This is a genomic window from Pseudomonas sp. LBUM1645 (genome assembly GCF_059716185.1).
Window position 1 is genome coordinate 2,968,187 of the sequence record NZ_CP166811.1, and the last position, 16,475, is coordinate 2,984,661.

The 16,475-nt window shown below is 60.4% G+C and carries 14 protein-coding genes; 9 read left to right on the forward strand and 5 right to left on the reverse strand.

Translation table 11 applies throughout. The features are described 5' to 3' along the window. Window positions 1-6 precede the first annotated feature (6 nt). From ACA079_RS13365 to ACA079_RS13385, 5 genes are read right to left on the reverse strand one after another with little or no spacing between them, the layout of a single operon-like run. A complete protein-coding gene (locus ACA079_RS13365) occupies window positions 7-423 on the reverse strand; it encodes a Zn-ribbon domain-containing OB-fold protein (protein WP_497703861.1) in 417 nt (138 codons plus the stop codon). Window positions 424-430: 7 nt separating this feature from the next. Beyond that, window positions 431-1,930, reverse strand: coding sequence for a hypothetical protein (locus ACA079_RS13370; protein ID WP_497703862.1), 1,500 nt, complete (start codon window positions 1,928-1,930; stop codon window positions 431-433). 3 nt (window positions 1,931-1,933) lie between these two features. Beyond that, the gene (locus ACA079_RS13375) at window positions 1,934-3,331 is read right to left on the reverse strand and encodes an acetyl-CoA carboxylase biotin carboxylase subunit family protein (RefSeq protein WP_497703863.1); all 1,398 of its coding nucleotides are present in this window, start codon (window positions 3,329-3,331) and stop codon (window positions 1,934-1,936) included. After that, window positions 3,328-4,737 carry an acetyl-CoA carboxylase biotin carboxylase subunit gene (gene accC / locus ACA079_RS13380; protein ID WP_497703864.1) on the reverse strand — a complete coding sequence of 470 codons (1,410 nt, stop codon included), beginning with the start codon at window positions 4,735-4,737 and terminating at the stop codon, window positions 3,328-3,330. The genes ACA079_RS13375 and accC overlap by 4 nt, the downstream gene beginning before the upstream one ends. Continuing rightward, window positions 4,737-5,204, reverse strand: a complete 468-nt coding sequence (locus ACA079_RS13385; RefSeq protein ID WP_497703865.1) for an acetyl-CoA carboxylase biotin carboxyl carrier protein — start codon at window positions 5,202-5,204, stop codon at window positions 4,737-4,739. The genes accC and ACA079_RS13385 overlap by 1 nt, the downstream gene beginning before the upstream one ends. Window positions 5,205-5,402: 198 nt before the next feature. Between ACA079_RS13385 and ACA079_RS13390 the strand changes: the two genes are divergently transcribed. From ACA079_RS13390 to ACA079_RS13430, 9 genes are all read left to right on the forward strand, one after another. Further along, the gene (locus ACA079_RS13390; RefSeq protein WP_403096799.1) at window positions 5,403-5,627 is read left to right on the forward strand and encodes an acyl-CoA carboxylase biotin carboxyl carrier protein subunit; all 225 of its coding nucleotides are present in this window, start codon (window positions 5,403-5,405) and stop codon (window positions 5,625-5,627) included. A gap of 5 nt (window positions 5,628-5,632) precedes the next feature. After that, a complete protein-coding gene (locus ACA079_RS13395) occupies window positions 5,633-6,343 on the forward strand; it encodes a GntR family transcriptional regulator (protein ID WP_497703866.1) in 711 nt (236 codons plus the stop codon). A gap of 65 nt (window positions 6,344-6,408) precedes the next feature. Then, window positions 6,409-7,968 carry a class I adenylate-forming enzyme family protein gene (locus ACA079_RS13400; protein WP_497703867.1) on the forward strand — a complete coding sequence of 520 codons (1,560 nt, stop codon included), beginning with the start codon at window positions 6,409-6,411 and terminating at the stop codon, window positions 7,966-7,968. Continuing rightward, entirely contained in the window at window positions 7,965-9,545 is a 1,581-nt protein-coding gene (locus ACA079_RS13405) for an acyl-CoA carboxylase subunit beta (RefSeq protein ID WP_497703868.1), read from the forward strand. Before ACA079_RS13400 ends, ACA079_RS13405 begins: the two co-directional genes overlap by 4 nt. A gap of 61 nt (window positions 9,546-9,606) precedes the next feature. Beyond that, window positions 9,607-10,881, forward strand: coding sequence for a spinster family MFS transporter (locus ACA079_RS13410; RefSeq protein WP_497703869.1), 1,275 nt, complete (start codon window positions 9,607-9,609; stop codon window positions 10,879-10,881). Window positions 10,882-10,884: 3 nt separating this feature from the next. Beyond that, window positions 10,885-11,892 (forward strand): YeiH family protein, encoded by a 1,008-nt coding sequence (locus ACA079_RS13415; RefSeq protein ID WP_497703870.1) that lies wholly within the window; start codon window positions 10,885-10,887, stop codon window positions 11,890-11,892. A gap of 187 nt (window positions 11,893-12,079) precedes the next feature. Further along, the gene (locus tag ACA079_RS13420) at window positions 12,080-13,906 is read left to right on the forward strand and encodes a DUF1302 domain-containing protein (protein ID WP_497703871.1); all 1,827 of its coding nucleotides are present in this window, start codon (window positions 12,080-12,082) and stop codon (window positions 13,904-13,906) included. Between the two features lie 37 nt (window positions 13,907-13,943). Further along, complete coding sequence (locus ACA079_RS13425) at window positions 13,944-15,302, forward strand: DUF1329 domain-containing protein (protein WP_497703872.1); 1,359 nt, start codon at window positions 13,944-13,946, stop codon at window positions 15,300-15,302. A 69-nt stretch (window positions 15,303-15,371) separates the two neighbouring features. Then, complete coding sequence (locus ACA079_RS13430; protein WP_497703873.1) at window positions 15,372-16,445, forward strand: WD40/YVTN/BNR-like repeat-containing protein; 1,074 nt, start codon at window positions 15,372-15,374, stop codon at window positions 16,443-16,445. Window positions 16,446-16,475 lie beyond the last annotated feature (30 nt).

The following is a 16,475-nucleotide window of genomic DNA, read 5'->3' on the forward strand; positions in this document are numbered from 1 at the left end:
TGACGGCTAATCCAAAAGAGTGAACTGGGGCAGCGTGCAGGATTCGCTGACGGACTCGAAACAGACGTTGACGCGGGCGCCGATGGCGACGCGCTCAAGGTCGGCGTCCAGGATGTTGGCCAGCATGCGCACGCCTTCATCGAGGTCGATCAAGGCAACGACATAGGGCAGCCGAGCCTCGAAGGCCGGCGAGGGCGCGATCCGGCAGACCGTGTAGCTGTAGATGCGCCCCTGACCGCTGGCATTGATCCATTCGATGCTGTCGGACAGGCAGCTGATGCAGAACGCCCGCGGGTAAAACTGGCACTTGCCGCAGCTTTCGCAGCGCTGGATCACCAGTCGGTGTTCCTGCGCGGCCGCCCAATAGGCGGCCGTTTCGGCGGTGGGTTGCGGCAGTGACCGTGCAGAGAGAGGAGTCGACATGGCAGCCTCAGCGAGTACGCAATTCGAATCCGGCCATGGCGATATGCACGTGGCGTTGTTCCGGAAGTTTGGCCAGACCGGCAATCAGTTCGTGCAGCGGACGACGCACACTGAAGGTGTCGTCGATCACGATCGGCACCAGCCCGGTGATTTTTTCGTCGCCGTACATGGCGCGCAGCAGCAGTTCATCATCCGACAGGCCGGGGTAACGGCGACGCAGTTCGGGAACTCGTGGCGCCAGCACCGGCGGGGTGATGGCAATCTCACGGGAGCCGTTGGCGAGCACGCGGTCTTTGATGTCGGGGTCTACTGGCAGCGGCAGAGCGCCGAAATAGCCGCACACGTACTTTTTCACTTCGTCCGGCACCACCTTGTAACGCTCGCCGCTCAATACATTCATCACCGCCTGTGCGGCGATCATGGCGGGGAAAGGCGTAGCCATCACTGGCGAGCCCAGTTCCACGCGAATGCGGCCGATCTCCTCGAGTACGACCGGCAGCTTGTCGGCGATTCCCGCCAGCTGAAGCTGCGATTGCAGATTGGACATGGCGCCCCCGGCGTACTGGGTAACGAAGTGCGCCGGGTCGTATTCCGCCGGGACTCCCACGGGGAAGCCGTTCTCTTCGGCAACCCCGGCAAGGTACTCACCGATTTCGTCTGCCGCGCGGTCATCGAAACTGACCTCGAAGCCGATCTCGCGCAGGTTGCGAGCCAGCATCTGCGCCGACGGTCCGGCATTGCCGTTGGCCAGCGGATCGATCGAACACAGCAAACGGTCGGCGCCGTGCACCGCGGCTTCGATGGCAACCAGCGAACCGGTCGCGTTCAGGCAATGGGTGATGATTTCCAGCGGTCGATCACCGATCACGGCCTTGATCGCCGGCACAATGCTGCGCACCTGCTCCACGGTCATGCTGCCGCCAGCGTCGCCGAAGGTAAAGGCGTCGATATCGAAGCGCTCGATGGCCTCGCGCGCCTTGGCGGCGTAGAACGGCGCGTCGTAGCCCGGCGCCAGGTTGTAAATCATGGCGAGGGTCGTTGTCGCGCCGAGTCGCTTGGCGGTGGTGATCGCAGGCACCAGGTTATCCCAGCAGTGCAGGGAGTCGAGAAAGCCGATATCGCGCGCACCATTGGCGACCAGACGTTCGACGTACAGCTCACTCAAATCGTCCGGCTCGGGGTAGAAGCTACGCAACATGTTGCTGCGCACGACACCGCGCAGCGGCGTGTGGCGGATGCGTTCGGACAACAGGCGTAGCCGTTCCAGTGGACTCTGGTTGAGGAACAGCACGCTGGCGTCGAACTGCACCAACGCAACGCCTTCAATCGCATCAAAACCCAAGGCATCCAGGCGCTCGGCCATCGGCAGCATGTGCTCGGTGCGCATGCGAGTGGCCCACAAACACTGGTGTGCATCGCGCAGGGTGGCATCGACCAGCTGGATACGCCGATGTTTGCCGGTACGGGCGAATTCCGCAGCTACTTTTTCGCGTAGTTGATTCAGCACATGTCACCCCTTGCTGTGTTCGAGATGGATGGACAGACCGGGGCCTGTGACACTCAATACGGTGTAGTTGGGCCAGCGTTGCAGCAGTCCTTGCGTCAGGGCTTGCTCAGGCGAGCGAACTTCATAGTGAAGTTTGTGCAGCGGCGGCAGCGCAGGGCAGCCGCAGACCAGCGCCGCCAGCGCCTCTTCAGTGTCGGGCAGGTTGATCGGACGGCAGGGGTTCGCGATGGCGCCGATGCGTTTTTGCAGGCGGGTCAGCGATGTGTCGATCGGGCCGTAGCAACCTTGCAGCCAGCGGCGCAAGGTTGGCTGCAACGTGGCATAGCGTGGGCTGGCATCGAGATGTTCGAGTGCCTGTCGCGCAATCGCCTGTGCGAAAGGTTGCAGCATCGGCGGATGGCCGAGCTCCTGGCGAATGCGCGTGCATTCATGGGAGAACTCGAACAGATCGGCCAGGCGTCCGCGCTCGCGCAATGCCTGCATGGCTTCTGCGGCAATTTCCCCTGGCAACTGGTGTTCGTAGGGCGCCAGGTCGAAGGCCCAGGGCAGGCTTTCGGCAAATCCTTCCTGATCCCCCACGGCAGCAAGCTGAGCCTGGGCTTCTTTTATACGATCCCGATCCGTTGATTGCAGTGGCAGTTCGAGCAACGCCGCAGAGCGGATCAACAGTGCCAGCGACGGCGCCGATGCGCCGTTGGCGACAGCGGGCAACGCAGCGTCGAGGCGGTCGATGCCGAGTCGAATCGCTTCCAGCGCGACCTGCGGGCCGAGACCCGTGTGGCAGCGTGTGTGCAGATCCAGAGGTTTGCCATCAACGCCGCTGCGCAGGGCCGAGAGCAACCCGGGCAGGCGATCGACATGCAGCAGGCCGGCTTCGTCGCGCAGCATGATGCGCTGTGCACCGGTCAGGACCAGCCTTGCCGCACAAGCCGAATAGTACGCATCGCAATGCTCGGGATCGTCCACGTAGGGCAGGGCGACGATGGCCGTCAGGCCGTTGGTCTGCGCCTTCTGCACGGCGCTGCCCAAACGCGAAAGGTCCAGCAGCGGATCAATCAGCACGACCTCACTGATGCCGGACTTGGCCAGCAATCGCAGCCAGGTGCCCAGCGCTTCGCCAGCGAGCACATCGATGTGTCCATGGGCGGGCAGCAGGTTCACGGTGGCGCGCAGCGGTGTGCCATTGGCGCGTTCGCGAAATGCGGCGACCCGTTGCAGCGGGTTCTCGTCACGGCTTATACATTGTGCGATCACGGCCGGGCTCAAGACTTCGATGGCGGCAAGTCGGGCGTGGCCAAGTGAGTTCATCGTGCCCAGCAGCATTGCGGTGCCGGCAGCACCGCCCCAAGCGGCGGTCTGACCGTCGCTGAGGCTGACATCGACCAGTGTTGTCATGCTCATGCGCGCTCCTTGGCTTGTTTCAACGCCTGTTTGCGAGCGGGTACGAAGACGTCTTCAACCCAGCGTGTGGTGACGAGGCCGGCGACGAAGTCCGGGTGGTCGAGCACGGCGTGATGGAAGCTGGCGGTGGTCGACAGGCCCACGACTTTCATGTCTTCCAGTGCTTTGCGCATCAGCACGATCGCCTCACTACGGGTCGGCGCATGCACGATCAGCTTGGCGAGCAGGGAGTCATAAAAAGGAGGAACGGTGGCGCCGCTGTAGCAATGGGTATCGACACGCACGCCTTTGCCTTTGGGTGGCAGCCATTCGCTGACCTGGCCCGGGCTCGGCAGGAAATTGCGGTCTGGGTCTTCCGCGTTGATCCGGCACTCGATCGCATGGCCGACCAGCATTACGTCGGCCTGATTGAAAGACAGCGGCAGGCCGGCGGCGATGCGAATTTGCTCGGCAACCAGGTCGTAGCCGGTGATCATCTCTGTCACCGGATGCTCGACCTGGATGCGGGTATTCATTTCAAGAAAATAGAATTTTCCGTCACGGTCATCGACCACGAATTCGATCGTACCCGCGCCGAAGTAGCCGACATTTTTCGCCAGACGGACGGCGCATTCACCCATTTGCTCGCGGGTTTGCGGTGCGAGGCTGGGAGAGGGCGCTTCCTCGATCAACTTCTGGTGACGGCGTTGCGTCGAGCACTCCCGCTCGCCCAGATGCACCACGTTGCCATGTTTGTCGCCCATGATCTGGATTTCGATATGGCGCGCCAATTCGATGAACTTCTCGACATACAACGTCGGATCGCCAAAGGCTGCTTGCGCTTCCGAGGAGGCCGAGCGGAAAGCTGCCTCGGCTTCTTCATCACTGCGCACGATTCGCATGCCGCGCCCGCCGCCTCCGGCTGTCGCTTTGAACAGTACGGGGTAGCCAATTTCGCTGGCGATGGTGCGTGCGGTGTCGGCATCAGCCACGGCGTCCGAGCCCGGTACGCGCGGCACTTCGGCTTTTTCCGCCAGACCGACGGCGGTGATTTTGTCGCCCATCGAGTCAATGATTTCGGCAGAAGGGCCGATGAACGCCAGTCCTGCGTCTTCACAGGCTTGAGCGAAATGTGAGCGCTCGGACAGGAAGCCATAACCCGGATGGATGGCGTCGCAGCGGTGTTCCAGAGCGGTGCGCACCAGCAGATCGGCGCACAGGTAGCTTTGCGCCGCCGGCGCTGGACCGATGACCACGTATTGGTCGGCGAGGCGGGCGGCCAGGCTGTCCTGGTCGGCTTCGGAGACGGCCGCAACCGATTCGATGCCCAGGGTTTTGCAGGCACGCACGATGCGCACAGCGATTTCGCCACGGTTGGCGATCAATACCCGGCGAATGTCACGGGTTGCTACGGGAATGCCGCTCATCAGCTTACCTCCGGTTCAATAATCATCAATAACTGGTCCCGCTGAACCATCTGCAGGTCCTGGGCGACGATGCGCACGACTCGACCTCTCACCGGGGAGGCGAGGGTGTTGAAAAGCTTCATGGCTTCGACCAGGCACAGGGGCGCGCCGGTCTCCACCGTGGCGTTCTCTTCAACAAACGACGGTTGGTCGGGGCTGGGTTTGCGATAGAAGGTGCCCATCATGGTCGCGCGCACAGCGACCTGACCGGCGGCAACTTCGGGTTCGCTTGTGGCCGCCACGGCAGGCGCCGGCTGTGCCGTTTTTGCCGGCGCGGCGCCTTGCACAGGTTCCAGCGAACGCTGAATCGTGCCGGACTTGCTGGCCGTCAGCGTGGTGTCGCCGATGCGGACTTCAAGGAAGTCCAAATGCCTGGTCTGATCCAGTATCTCCAGGATTCTTCGTGCTTCTTTATGTGTGAGCGACATGCCTCAGGGCCTCTTGTTGTTCGAATTGCCTTGACCGATAAAAACATCCAAACGTAGGATTGTCAACAATCAGACAATCACGTAATGTACTGACCATCACCCAGGGCGCTTGCGCTGCACTTGATAGAAAAAGCGTAGCGTGCGGCAGCCAAGGCCCCGGCGATTTCAGAAAACAGTTGTGTTTTGGAGGGGGCGAGAATGAGTACAATCGCGGTTAAATCGGATGTCGCTGGGACGGTATGGCAGATCCATGTCCGCGAAGGCGATGTCGTTGAAGAGGATCAGACGCTGGTCATCATGGAGTCCATGAAAATGGAAATTCCCTTGATGGCCGCGGAATCGGGTCGAGTGGTCAGCGTTCTCGTGGCCGAGGGCGAAGTGGTAAAAGATGGCCAGGATGTTTTGCTTATGGAGTGCGATTGAAGTCTATGTCAATGAATGCAGGTTCGGCGTCGGCCGCCAAAGGCGGTAGTGCAATAGGTATCATGCGGGCTGGTCGCCAGCGCGTGTTGACGATGCCGGAGCAGATTGCCGAGAGCATTACGCTTGCGATTCTTCGCGGTGAATACGGACCGGGAGACTCGGTGCGTGAGCAGGAACTGGCCGACCACTTCCAGGTCAGCCGCGGTCCGATTCGCGAGGCCCTGCGCATTCTCGAGAAGGTCGGCGTTGTGACCATCGTGCCGCAACGTGGCGCGCATGTAACGTCATTGAGCCGGCAGGAGATCGACAACCTGTTCGAGATCCGCGCCGTATTGGCCGGGTTGTTGGCCAAGTACCTGGTGGATCTTGATGCATCTGTAGTGAATCAAATGGATGCCATCGTCACCCGGCTTGAGCTGATCGCTGCGCAATCGGATGCGCTGGATGAGTATGCACAGGGCAGTTACCGCCTGAGCACGCTGTTGTTCCAGTCGTGCGGTAACAAGCAGCTGGCAGAACTCATGGGTGCGCTGGGTATCCAGACCGCTCGCTACACACGGTTGGGGTTGCGTTCGCCAGAGCGCCGGCAGGCTTCCGTCATTCATTGGCGTCAGCTGGTCGAGGCACTCAGACAAAACAGCAGCACGGTTGCCGCAAATATGATGGTTGAGTTGATCAACGCTTCCCATCAAGCAGCATCGAATCAATTGGAATAACTCACACGGGGGCACAACACTCCCAAGTGCTGTGTCAAATTGTCGACAATAAGACAAAAAAGATTATGACAAAAAAACGTACCGCAGGACTCATGCTCAGTTGGGCTGCCCGGCAACACCGGGGCCGCACCGCTCTGATCTTCGGCGACAACTGCCTGACTTATGACGAGGTCGAGACGGGCAGTAACCGTCTGGCCCATGCCCTGGTTTCCCTTGGGTTGCAGGTTGGGGAGCGCGTCGCTGTTTTACTGAACAACTCGCCCGAGGCTATCGAGAGCGTGTTCGCAGTCGAGAAAGCGGGGCTGGTTTATGTCGCGCTGAATGCCCGGCATACGCTGGCCGAGCAGATCGCAATCCTGGACGACGCCGGGGCAAGTCTGTTGGTGGTGGGGCCGGAGTTCCGTGAGATCGGTTTGGGTGTTCTGGGTAGTGTCGAGAGTTTGCATCATGTGATGGCGCTCGATTGGCAGGCGCAGCAGGTACTGGATTACCGGCAAATACTCGCTTCCATGCCGGCACATGCTCCCAATATTCAAGTTTCCGCGGATGCGCTGCTGCGTATCGCTTATACCTCGGGCACTACCGGAAAACCCAAGGGCGTGACCTACACGGTCAAGCGCTGGTACGAACGCTTGAGCAACCACTTCTACGCCATGGAATACAGCCTTGGCGTGCAGGATGCGATGTTGCACGTCGGTCCCTTGACCCATGCTGCAGGCGTCCATTTGCTGCCGTGCTACTTGCGGGGTGCGCGCAATGTGATTCTCGAGAAGTTCGAGCCGCTGGAAACACTGCGGCAAATCGAGCGCCATCGCATCACGCAAATGATGTGCGTGCCGACCATGCTCACGCGCTTGCTGGACACACTCGACAGCGGCGTCGAAGCGGATCTGTCGTCGCTCAAGTGCATTCATTACGGCACGGCGCCGACCTCCGTGGACCTGATTCGCCGGGCGATTGCGCGGTTCGGTCCGGTGATGCGTCAGCAGTACGGAATGACCGAGGCGGTCCAGCCGCTGGCGGTGCTGTACCCGCACGAACACGCGGAAGACGGCGTGTTGCGTTCGTGCGGCAAACCGACTGCGAACGTGCAGATCACCGTGCGTGATGTTCACGGCCAGGAGCTGGCAGCGGGAGAAATCGGTGAGATCGCCATCGCCACCGACGGCATCGGCGAAGTGGCCTTCTGGCGGCGTCCCGATCTGGAAGCCGAAGCCATTCGTGATGGCTGGTACTACTCAGGCGATCTGGGCTACCTCGACGAGCAGGGCTTCCTTTATATCGTCGGGCGCAACAAGGACATGATTATTTCCGGTGGCTTCAACGTCTACGCACGGGAAGTCGAGGATGCGTTGGAAAGCCATCCACAAGTGGTCGAAGTGGCGGTTATTGGATTGCCCGACCCGGAGTGGGGCGAGCGGATCGCTGCATTTGTCGTCAAGCGCGAAGGCGCCACGGTCGACAGCGAGGCCCTTGGCAGTCATTGCGTTGCACTAATCGCCGGCTACAAGAAGCCACGTCTCATTGAGTTCGTTGACGCTTTGCCGCGCAATAACGCCGGCAAAGTCGTGAAAAACATTTTGCGCGATGACTATCTCGCGCGTCAGGAGAGGACATCATCATGAGCACGCCTGTTGCCCCTGAATGGTCGCTGGAACTCGCCGACATCCGCGCGCGTCGAGAAGTCGCCTATGCATTGGGTGGCCCGGAAGCGGTGGAAAAGCATCATGCCCAGGGCAAACTCACGGCGCGTGAGCGCATAGGCCACCTGCTGGACAGCGAAAGCTTCGAGGAATTCGGCATCCTGGCCGGCGCCGTGAAGTACACGGCGGAAGGCAAAATTGCCTCCGCTACGCCAAGCACAGCAGTCGTCGGCGTAGGCACGATCGAACAGCGGCGTACCGTGGTGGCGGGCGACGATTTCACCATTCGCGGCGGTTCGTCGGAAGCGGCGGTCGCTGAAAAGTGGATCTATGCCGATCGTTACGCATGGGAATACAAACTGCCGATCATTCGCATGATCGACAGCGCCGGCGGCAGTGTGAAGCTGCTCGATAAGCTCGGTCATACCAAGATTCCCGGTTATGCCTTGTTGCCGATTACCAATCTGTTGGGTGCGGTGCCGGTTGTCGGCATTGCCCATGGCGCCTGTGCGGGTCTTGGTGCGTTGCGGGTTGCCGCCTCACACCTTGCGATCATGGTGCGTGGCCAGAGCCAGGTATTTGCGGCCGGCCCACCCGTGGTCAAGCAGGCGTTCGGTATCGATATCGACAAGAATGACCTCGGTGGTTACGACCAGGTGCATCGTCATAGCGGCATGATCAATCTGGCCGCCAATACCGACGCCGAGGCTTTGGAGTTGGCCAAGCGCTTCCTGTCCTATCTGCCGGGCAATGTCTGGGAACAGCCGCCGAGGGTGACATCGACGGACTCGCCCGGTCGCCGCGACGCGTGGCTCAACGATGCCATTCCCCATGATCGGCGCAAGATCTTCAATCCGCACAAGATCCTCAAGTCGCTGGTCGACAAAGACAGTCTGTTCGAGATGTCCCCGGATTTCGGCGCGTCGACTATCACCGCGTTTGCCCGTCTCAACGGCTACTCGGTGGGGATCATCTGCAACAACCCGCGAGTCGGTGGCGGCGCGCTGACCCGTGCTGCGGCGCTCAAGCAGACCCGCTTCATCGACCTGTGCGACACCTTCCATTTGCCGCTGATCTTCCTGGTGGATCAGCCGGGTGTCATGACCGGGCAAGAGGCGGAAATGCAGGGAACGTTAAGTGCGGCGATGCAGGCCGTACATGCAATCGAGCAGGCCAGTGTGCCCGTCATCACCATCGTGTTGCGCCGCTGTGTCGGACTCGCCGGGGCCATGGTCAGCCCTTGGCACGGCCCGACGGGCACGGCACTGCCGCACCGGTTTGCCTGGCCTTCGGCACAGTGGGGTTCGATCCCGATCGAGGGTGGGGTCGCAGCCGCCTACAAGCAGGAAATCGCCACAGCCGATGATCCACTGGCACGGCGCAAAGAACTGGAGGCCCATTACCAGGCCCTGGCTTCGCCGCTGCGCACAGCCGAGCGCTTTGGCGTCATTGACATCATCGAGCCAGACAGCACCCGTCCGCTGCTGTGCAATTGGGTGGGTGACGCGTATCGCATCACTGCACTTTCCCTTGGGCCGAAGCGGCGGACCATGCGCTAGTCCTGGCAGGACGAGCGGCATCCGGCCTTACCTTCATAAAAACAACTCAAAGGTACAGACGATGTTCTGGAAAAAGAGTCCTTGCGCCGTGTTGGCAACGCTGATGGTGATTCACCTGTTGGCTCAGGTGGACCGAAATATTCTGCTGGGCTTTGCACCGCAAATCACCGGCGAGCTCGCGATCAATAACGCGCAGTACGGCTTTCTGGTCGGTGCGGTCTGGGTGCTGAGTTATGGCGTGATGGCGGTGTTTCTCGGTGCGCTGGCCGATCGGCACAGTCGGCCACGGGTGATCGGTGCAGGCATGCTCGTGTGGAGCGCCTGCACGGTAGCCTCCGGATTCGTGCAGAACTTCGAGCAAATGGTGGCGGCGCGTTTTCTGGTGGCCACCGGTGAAGCAGCGTTGGTTCCCGCCGCCACCGCGCTGTTGATGGAGCTGTTCTCGGAGAAACGCCGGGGCACGGCGATGGGGCTGTTCTACCTTGGCATTCCGCTGGGCATTGGCTGCAGCTTTCTGTTGGCGGGCACCCTCGGCGCCGCCCATGGCTGGCGCACCACGTTCTATGTTCTGGGAGTTTGCGGGGTGGTCATCGGCCTGCCTTTGATGCTGATGAGCGACAAACGCAGCAACAACACCGTGCAAGAGCGTGGTGCTCCGCTCAAGACTCAGATGGCAGCTGTGCTCGGTGAACTGAATAGCAACCGTGTCGTTCGCTACACCGTGGCCGGTTTTGTGCTGGCGCATCTGGTCTATCCGGGCATTTCGTTCGCGCAACTCTGGATTGCCCGCGAGCGGGGAATGGACCCCGCCACGATCGCCACGACGATGGGCGTCATGCAGATTGTCTTTGGCTCGTTGGGCGCCTTGGCAGGTGGCGTTTTGAGCGATCGCCTGGCGCCTCGTTTCAAGGGCGGCCACGCCAGTGTGCTGGTGCTGCTGATGATGGTGTGCGCGCCGTTCATGATCGCTTATCGGCTGGTGCCGACTGATTCGCCGCTGTTCTACGTGGGGATGGCGGTGGGCATCTTCATGCTGATGTCGCTTTACGGTTCCGCGACCACCGCGATTCAGGGCGCCGTTCCCGTGCGCATGCGTTCGACGGTCATGGGCTGCTCAATGCTCCTGTTGAACCTGTTTTCGGTGGCACTGGGCACCTTTGTCGTGGGCTGGATCAGCGATGCGCTGACGACGGCCGGCGTGGAGTCGCCGCTGACCCACGTGTTGCTGGTCAGCGACATTCTCGCGTTGGTGTTGGGCGGGTTCTTCTTTTATGTGGCGGCGCGGATCAAGCGTGAAAGCACGCGTTCGGTGCCGGCCATGGGAATCAAGGTTTAGCTTATGTCCAGGTCTGCCGTCATTCAGTTTCAGTCGGTTGTCAGCCAGCACTTGCCGGGTGTTCTGGCCAGCATCGTGGTCGCTATTGCGGCGCGATTCCTGGCCGACCAATACCAGGCACCGGTGATGCTGCTGGCACTCTTGCTCGGCATGGCCATGAATTTTCTGGCGGCAGGGCCGAGTAAAACCGGTATCGATTTCAGCTCCCGTGAAGTGCTGCGTGTCGGCGTTGCCTTGCTGGGAATGCGTATCTCGCTGGAGCAGATTGCGGCGCTCGGTTGGCATCCGGTGTTGATCGTTGTGGTGTCGGTGGTGGTCACCATTCTGGTGTCCATGCTGGCGGCGCGCGCCCTGGGCTTCAACGTGTTGTTCGGTCTGTTGTCCGGTGGCGCGACTGCAATCTGCGGTGCCTCTGCGGCGCTGGCATTGGCGGCGGCGTTGCCTGCCCATCATGCCAAGGAGCGCGCAACGTTGTTCACGGTCATTGGCGTGTCCGCCCTGTCGACCCTGGCGATGATTCTGTATCCGGTGATTGCCCGGGCGCTCGGCCTGGACCCGCTGCAGGCCGGGGTGTTTCTCGGCGCCACCATCCATGACGTCGCTCAGGTGGTTGGCGCCGGGTACAGCATGTCCCATGACATCGGCGATACCGCCACGGTGGTGAAACTGATGCGGATCGCCATGCTGCTGCCGGTCATCGTCTGTGCTGTTTTGATCACCCGTTCTCAGGGGGGGCAGGGGACAGGTGAGAGGCCGCCATTGTTGCCCTGGTTTGCCGTGGCTTTCATCGCCTTGGCCGCCGTAACCAGTTTCGGTTGGTTGCCTTCAGCGGTGCAGACTTTGGGCAACCAGTTGTCGAGCTGGTGCCTGGTCGTGGCCATCAGTGCGCTGGGGATGAAAATCCAGTTGAAGGAACTGGCGACGGTGGGGCTCAAACCCATCCTGTTGATGGTCGGTGAAACCGTGTTCTTGCTGGGGCTGGTGTTGCTGTTGATACGACTCGGTAGTTGAGTCGGGTCGTTCAATGCCGTGGGGTGTGCTGACTCCGGCGGTATTGATTGGGTCACTTTGAATGAATCGAACGCTCCCCTGATGGGGATAAGAGTGGTGAGCACTGTCACGCCCGAATTGGGCGGCCAGATGTTTTTTTCATAAACATGAACATAAAAACAAAAACAAAAAAAATCGGAGCCAACGTATGCGAATCAACAAAATTACTGGTGTGAGTGTGTGGGAGCCAACCCTGCTGGCCTCGGCGCTGTTCGTCGCTGCGTTGCCGGCGGCTCATGCCTTCGAAGTCAATACCGGCAATGAAGACTGGGCGGTGCGTTTCGACAACACGTTCAAGTTCAACTATGCCCAGCGGGTCGAAAGTCCTAACAGCAAGTTGGCCAATTCATGGAACAACAATGACGGTAACCGCAACTTCTCTTCCGGCAGTGCGGTGTCCCAACGCCTGGATGTGCTTTCTGAACTGGATGTGACTTACAAGGAGAAGGCCGGTTTTCGCGTCAGCACCAACACGTGGTACGACCACGCCTATGACAATGTCGGCAGCGACAACGCGGCAACCAACCAGCTCAACCACGGTGTACCGGACTCCCGCCACATAAGCGGCTACGCCGATCGCTACTACAACGGACCGTCGGCCGAGATTCTCGATGCCTTCGTTTTCGGCAGTACGGAAATCGGCGAGGAGTCGATCCTCAGCGCCAAGCTCGGCAAGCACACCCAATACTGGGGTGAAAGCATCCTGGCCTTTGCCCACGGCAACAGCTACGGCCAGTCCGGTCTGGACATTTCCAAGGCGCTGGCGGTGCCCGGCACCGAAGCCAAGGAGTTGTTCATTCCGCGCAACCAGCTGTCCACCAGCTTCACGGTCAGCCCGGAACTGACCCTCGCTGCGCAGTACTTCCTCGACTGGGATGCATCGCGCCTGCCGGAGTCCGGCACGTACCTGGGCTTCAACGATGGTATCCAGAATGGCGGGCATAACCTGTCGCTGATCGGCGCGCAGAATCCGTTTTTTGGTGCCCCGGGTGCCATCGGAGCCAATCAATTTCTGCGCCTGAGCAACGGCCATACCTTCACTCCGGACAAGCATGGCGACTTCGGCCTGATGGCCAAGTGGAGCCCGGAATGGCTCGACGGCACGCTCGGTTTCTACTACCGCAACACCTCCGACATCCTGCCCAACCTGGTCCTGCAGCCAACCGCTGTCGGCCCGGCACAGCTGATCTCCGGCAACATTGGCAGCTACAACCAGTTCTACGTTGATGACATCGATATTTATGGCATCAGCCTGTCGAAAAGCATCGGCGACGTCAGCGTCGGCTTCGACTTGAACTACCGCGAAAACATGCCGCTGGCCAGCGTGGCCGGCACCGTCAATCCGGCGGCGGCCAATGCGGGTTTGCCCGGTTTCATCGGCAGCTTTAATGGCGACGACGGCGTGGCCCGCGGCAACACCGTACACGCTGTGCTCAACGGCCTGACCACCTTTGGCGACACGCCACTGTGGGACAGCTCCTCGTTGCTGGTCGAGCTCGGCTACAGCCGCTGGCTGAAAGTGACCGACAACAAGCAATTGTTCAAGGGTGAGGACTGGTACCACGGCACCGACAAGGTCACCAAAGACAACTACATCATTGGTGTCAACTTCAACCCGACCTGGTTCCAGGTCTTCCCGGGCATCGATATGTATATGCCGATGACCTACAACGTCGGCCTCAACGGCAACTCCGCCGTGCAGTTGGGCGGTAACGAGGATTCCGGCAGCTACTCGATCGGTATCGGCATGGATGTGCGCAACCAGTACCGCTTCGACCTGAAATACGTGGACAACTTCGGTCCATTCGACACTTGCAGTTCGCCAGGTAGCGCTGGCAGTCAGGGAGACGGCGCTGCACCAGGTGCCAACGGCCAGTACAACTGCGTACCCGGTCAAACCACCGCCTTCGGCGGGACCCCGGCCCAGCTCAAGGATCGCGGCATGGTCACGGCCACCTTCAAGACAACTTTCTGATTTTCGATTGCTTAAAAACAAGCAGGAGAACGACACAATGAAATGCATGCACACTCTGTTGACTGCCTCCCTGGCGCTGACCTTCGCCGGTCTCGCGCAGGCCGCCGTACCTGCCGCGGATGCCGCTAAATTGGGGAGCAACCTGACCTCGGTCGGCGCTGAAAAAGCCGGCAATGCCGATGGCTCCATTCCGGCCTACACCGGTGGGCTGACCAGCCTGCCGGCAGGCTTCAAGGCCGGTGATACCTTTCGCCCGGATCCTTACGCCAACGAGAAGCCGCTGTTGGTGATCGATGGCAAAAACGTCGCTCAGTACAAGGATCAACTGACTGCCGTCACCGTTGAATTGGCCAAACGTTTTCCAAGTTTTCGCGTGGAGGTCTATCCGACCCACCGCAGCGTCGCACTGCCTAAAAGTGTGTTGGACAACACCTTGAAGAACGCCACTGGCGCCAAGTCGCTGGAAGGTGGTAACGCCATCGAGAACGTGCTGCCTGGCGTGCCATTCCCGATTCCTCAGTCAGGTGCCGAGGCCATGTGGAATCACTTGTTGCGTTATCAAGGGGTCGCCTATTCAACCAAATACGATTCCTGGAACGTGGATTCCTCAGGCTCGCAAAACCTGGCCACCAGCGGCGAAATCGTCAACTCGTTCCCGATTTTCGAAGACCCGACCAAGGTCATCGATGGCAAGGACACTTACTTCCAGACCCGCTTGTTCTACACCGGCCCTGCGCGCCGTGCGGGCGAGGCGATCATGCTCAAGGACGCTGCCAACCCGCTGGTGCAGGCACGTCGCGCCTGGCAGTACTTGCCTGGGCAGCGCCGCGTGAAACTCGCCCCGACCCTGGCCTACGACACGCCAAACCCGGGCACCGCAGGTTCCGGCACCTATGACGACGTGTACGTCTTCAACGGTGCACTGGATCGCTATGACTGGAAACTGGTTGGCAAGCAGGAAATGATCGTGCCGTACAACACCTACACGCTGAGCTATATCAAGGATCCGAAAGCCTTGACCACACCGAACCACCTGGCGCCGCAATTCGTGCGTTGGGAGAAGCATCGGGTGTGGGTCGTGGAAGGCACGCTCAAGTCGGGTGCCCGTCACGTCTATGCCAAGCGTCGCTTCTATCTGGATGAGGACAGCTGGGTCGCTCTGGCATCCGATCAGTACGATGCCCGCGGCCAGCTGTATCGCGGTTCCTTCAGCTTCCTTTCGCAAAGCTACGACGCGACGACCCCCAACACCACGCCGCACGTGATCTATGACCTGATCGGCGGGACCTACAACATCAACGGTTTGTCGGGCGCGTACGGCGGCATCAAATACATCGACCCGCTCGCCAAGTCGCAGTGGTCGCCTGATGCGCTGGCCGGTAATGGCGTTCGCTAAGTAACGCACCACAAAAGTCTGGGCCGGTCGCGGTAGAGCGCCGGCTTCAGCTTTGGAGGAGGACGCAGTATGTGTTCATTCAAAACGCTTGCGTCGCTGATGTTGGCGATGCTGTTGGCGCTGTGGCAGACGATTGCACACGCCTCCGGGTACGTGGATGTGCTGGACCTGCCCGCCAAGCCCAGTGCATTGGCCGTACGCAGTGCCTTGCTCGACGTCGCGAATGCCGGGCAGCGCCTGATCGCGGTCGGGCAGCGTGGTCACATTCTTTATTCCGACGATGCCGGCCAGCAATGGCAACAGGCCAACGTGCCGGTCAGCAGCGACCTCAATGCCGTGTACTTTCCTTCCCCTGAACAAGGCTGGGCGGTCGGCAACGATGGCGTGATTCTGCACAGCAGCGACGCCGGCAAGACCTGGAAAAAACAACTGGACGGTCGAGAGATCGGGGCATTGCTGGTCAAGCATTATGCTGCGCTGGCGAATGCCGAGCCGACCAACGAACAATGGCCGCTGCTCGTCGCTGATGGTCAGCGACTGGTCGAGGAGGGCGCCGACAAACCCTTGCTCGACGTCTGGTTCGCCGACGACAAGGTCGGTTACGTGGTCGGTGTGTTCAATCTGATTTTGCGCACCAAGGACGGCGGCCAGAGCTGGACACCTTTTCAGGACCGTACCGACAACCCGCAGAATTTTCACTTGAACGCCATCACGTCGACCGGCGATGCGCTGTACATCGTCGGTGAGCAAGGCCTGGTGCTGAAATGGGACGACTCGCACCAGCGTTTCGCCACCCTGAACACACCGTATCAAGGCAGTTTTTTCGGTGTGGTCGGCAAGCCTGGCGAAGTCGTTGTCTTCGGTCTGCGCGGCAATGTGTTGCGCAGCACCGATGGTGGGATGAGCTGGAAACCGTTCGATACCGGCCTGCAAGTCAGTGTCACCGCCGCCACCGTTGATGCCCAAGGTCACTATCGGCTGTTCACCCAGGCGGGACACATGCTGGTCGATCAGGCCAACACCGCCCGGTTGCAATTGATGCCGCAACAAAACCCGTCACCGGTGGCCGGTGCCGCCCTGGCCCGCGATGGTTCGCTGATCGTGGTGGGTAGCCGTGGCGCCCGTGCGCTTCTCAAAGAATAAGAGCCAGAACAATAAGAGCGAGTACTCAGA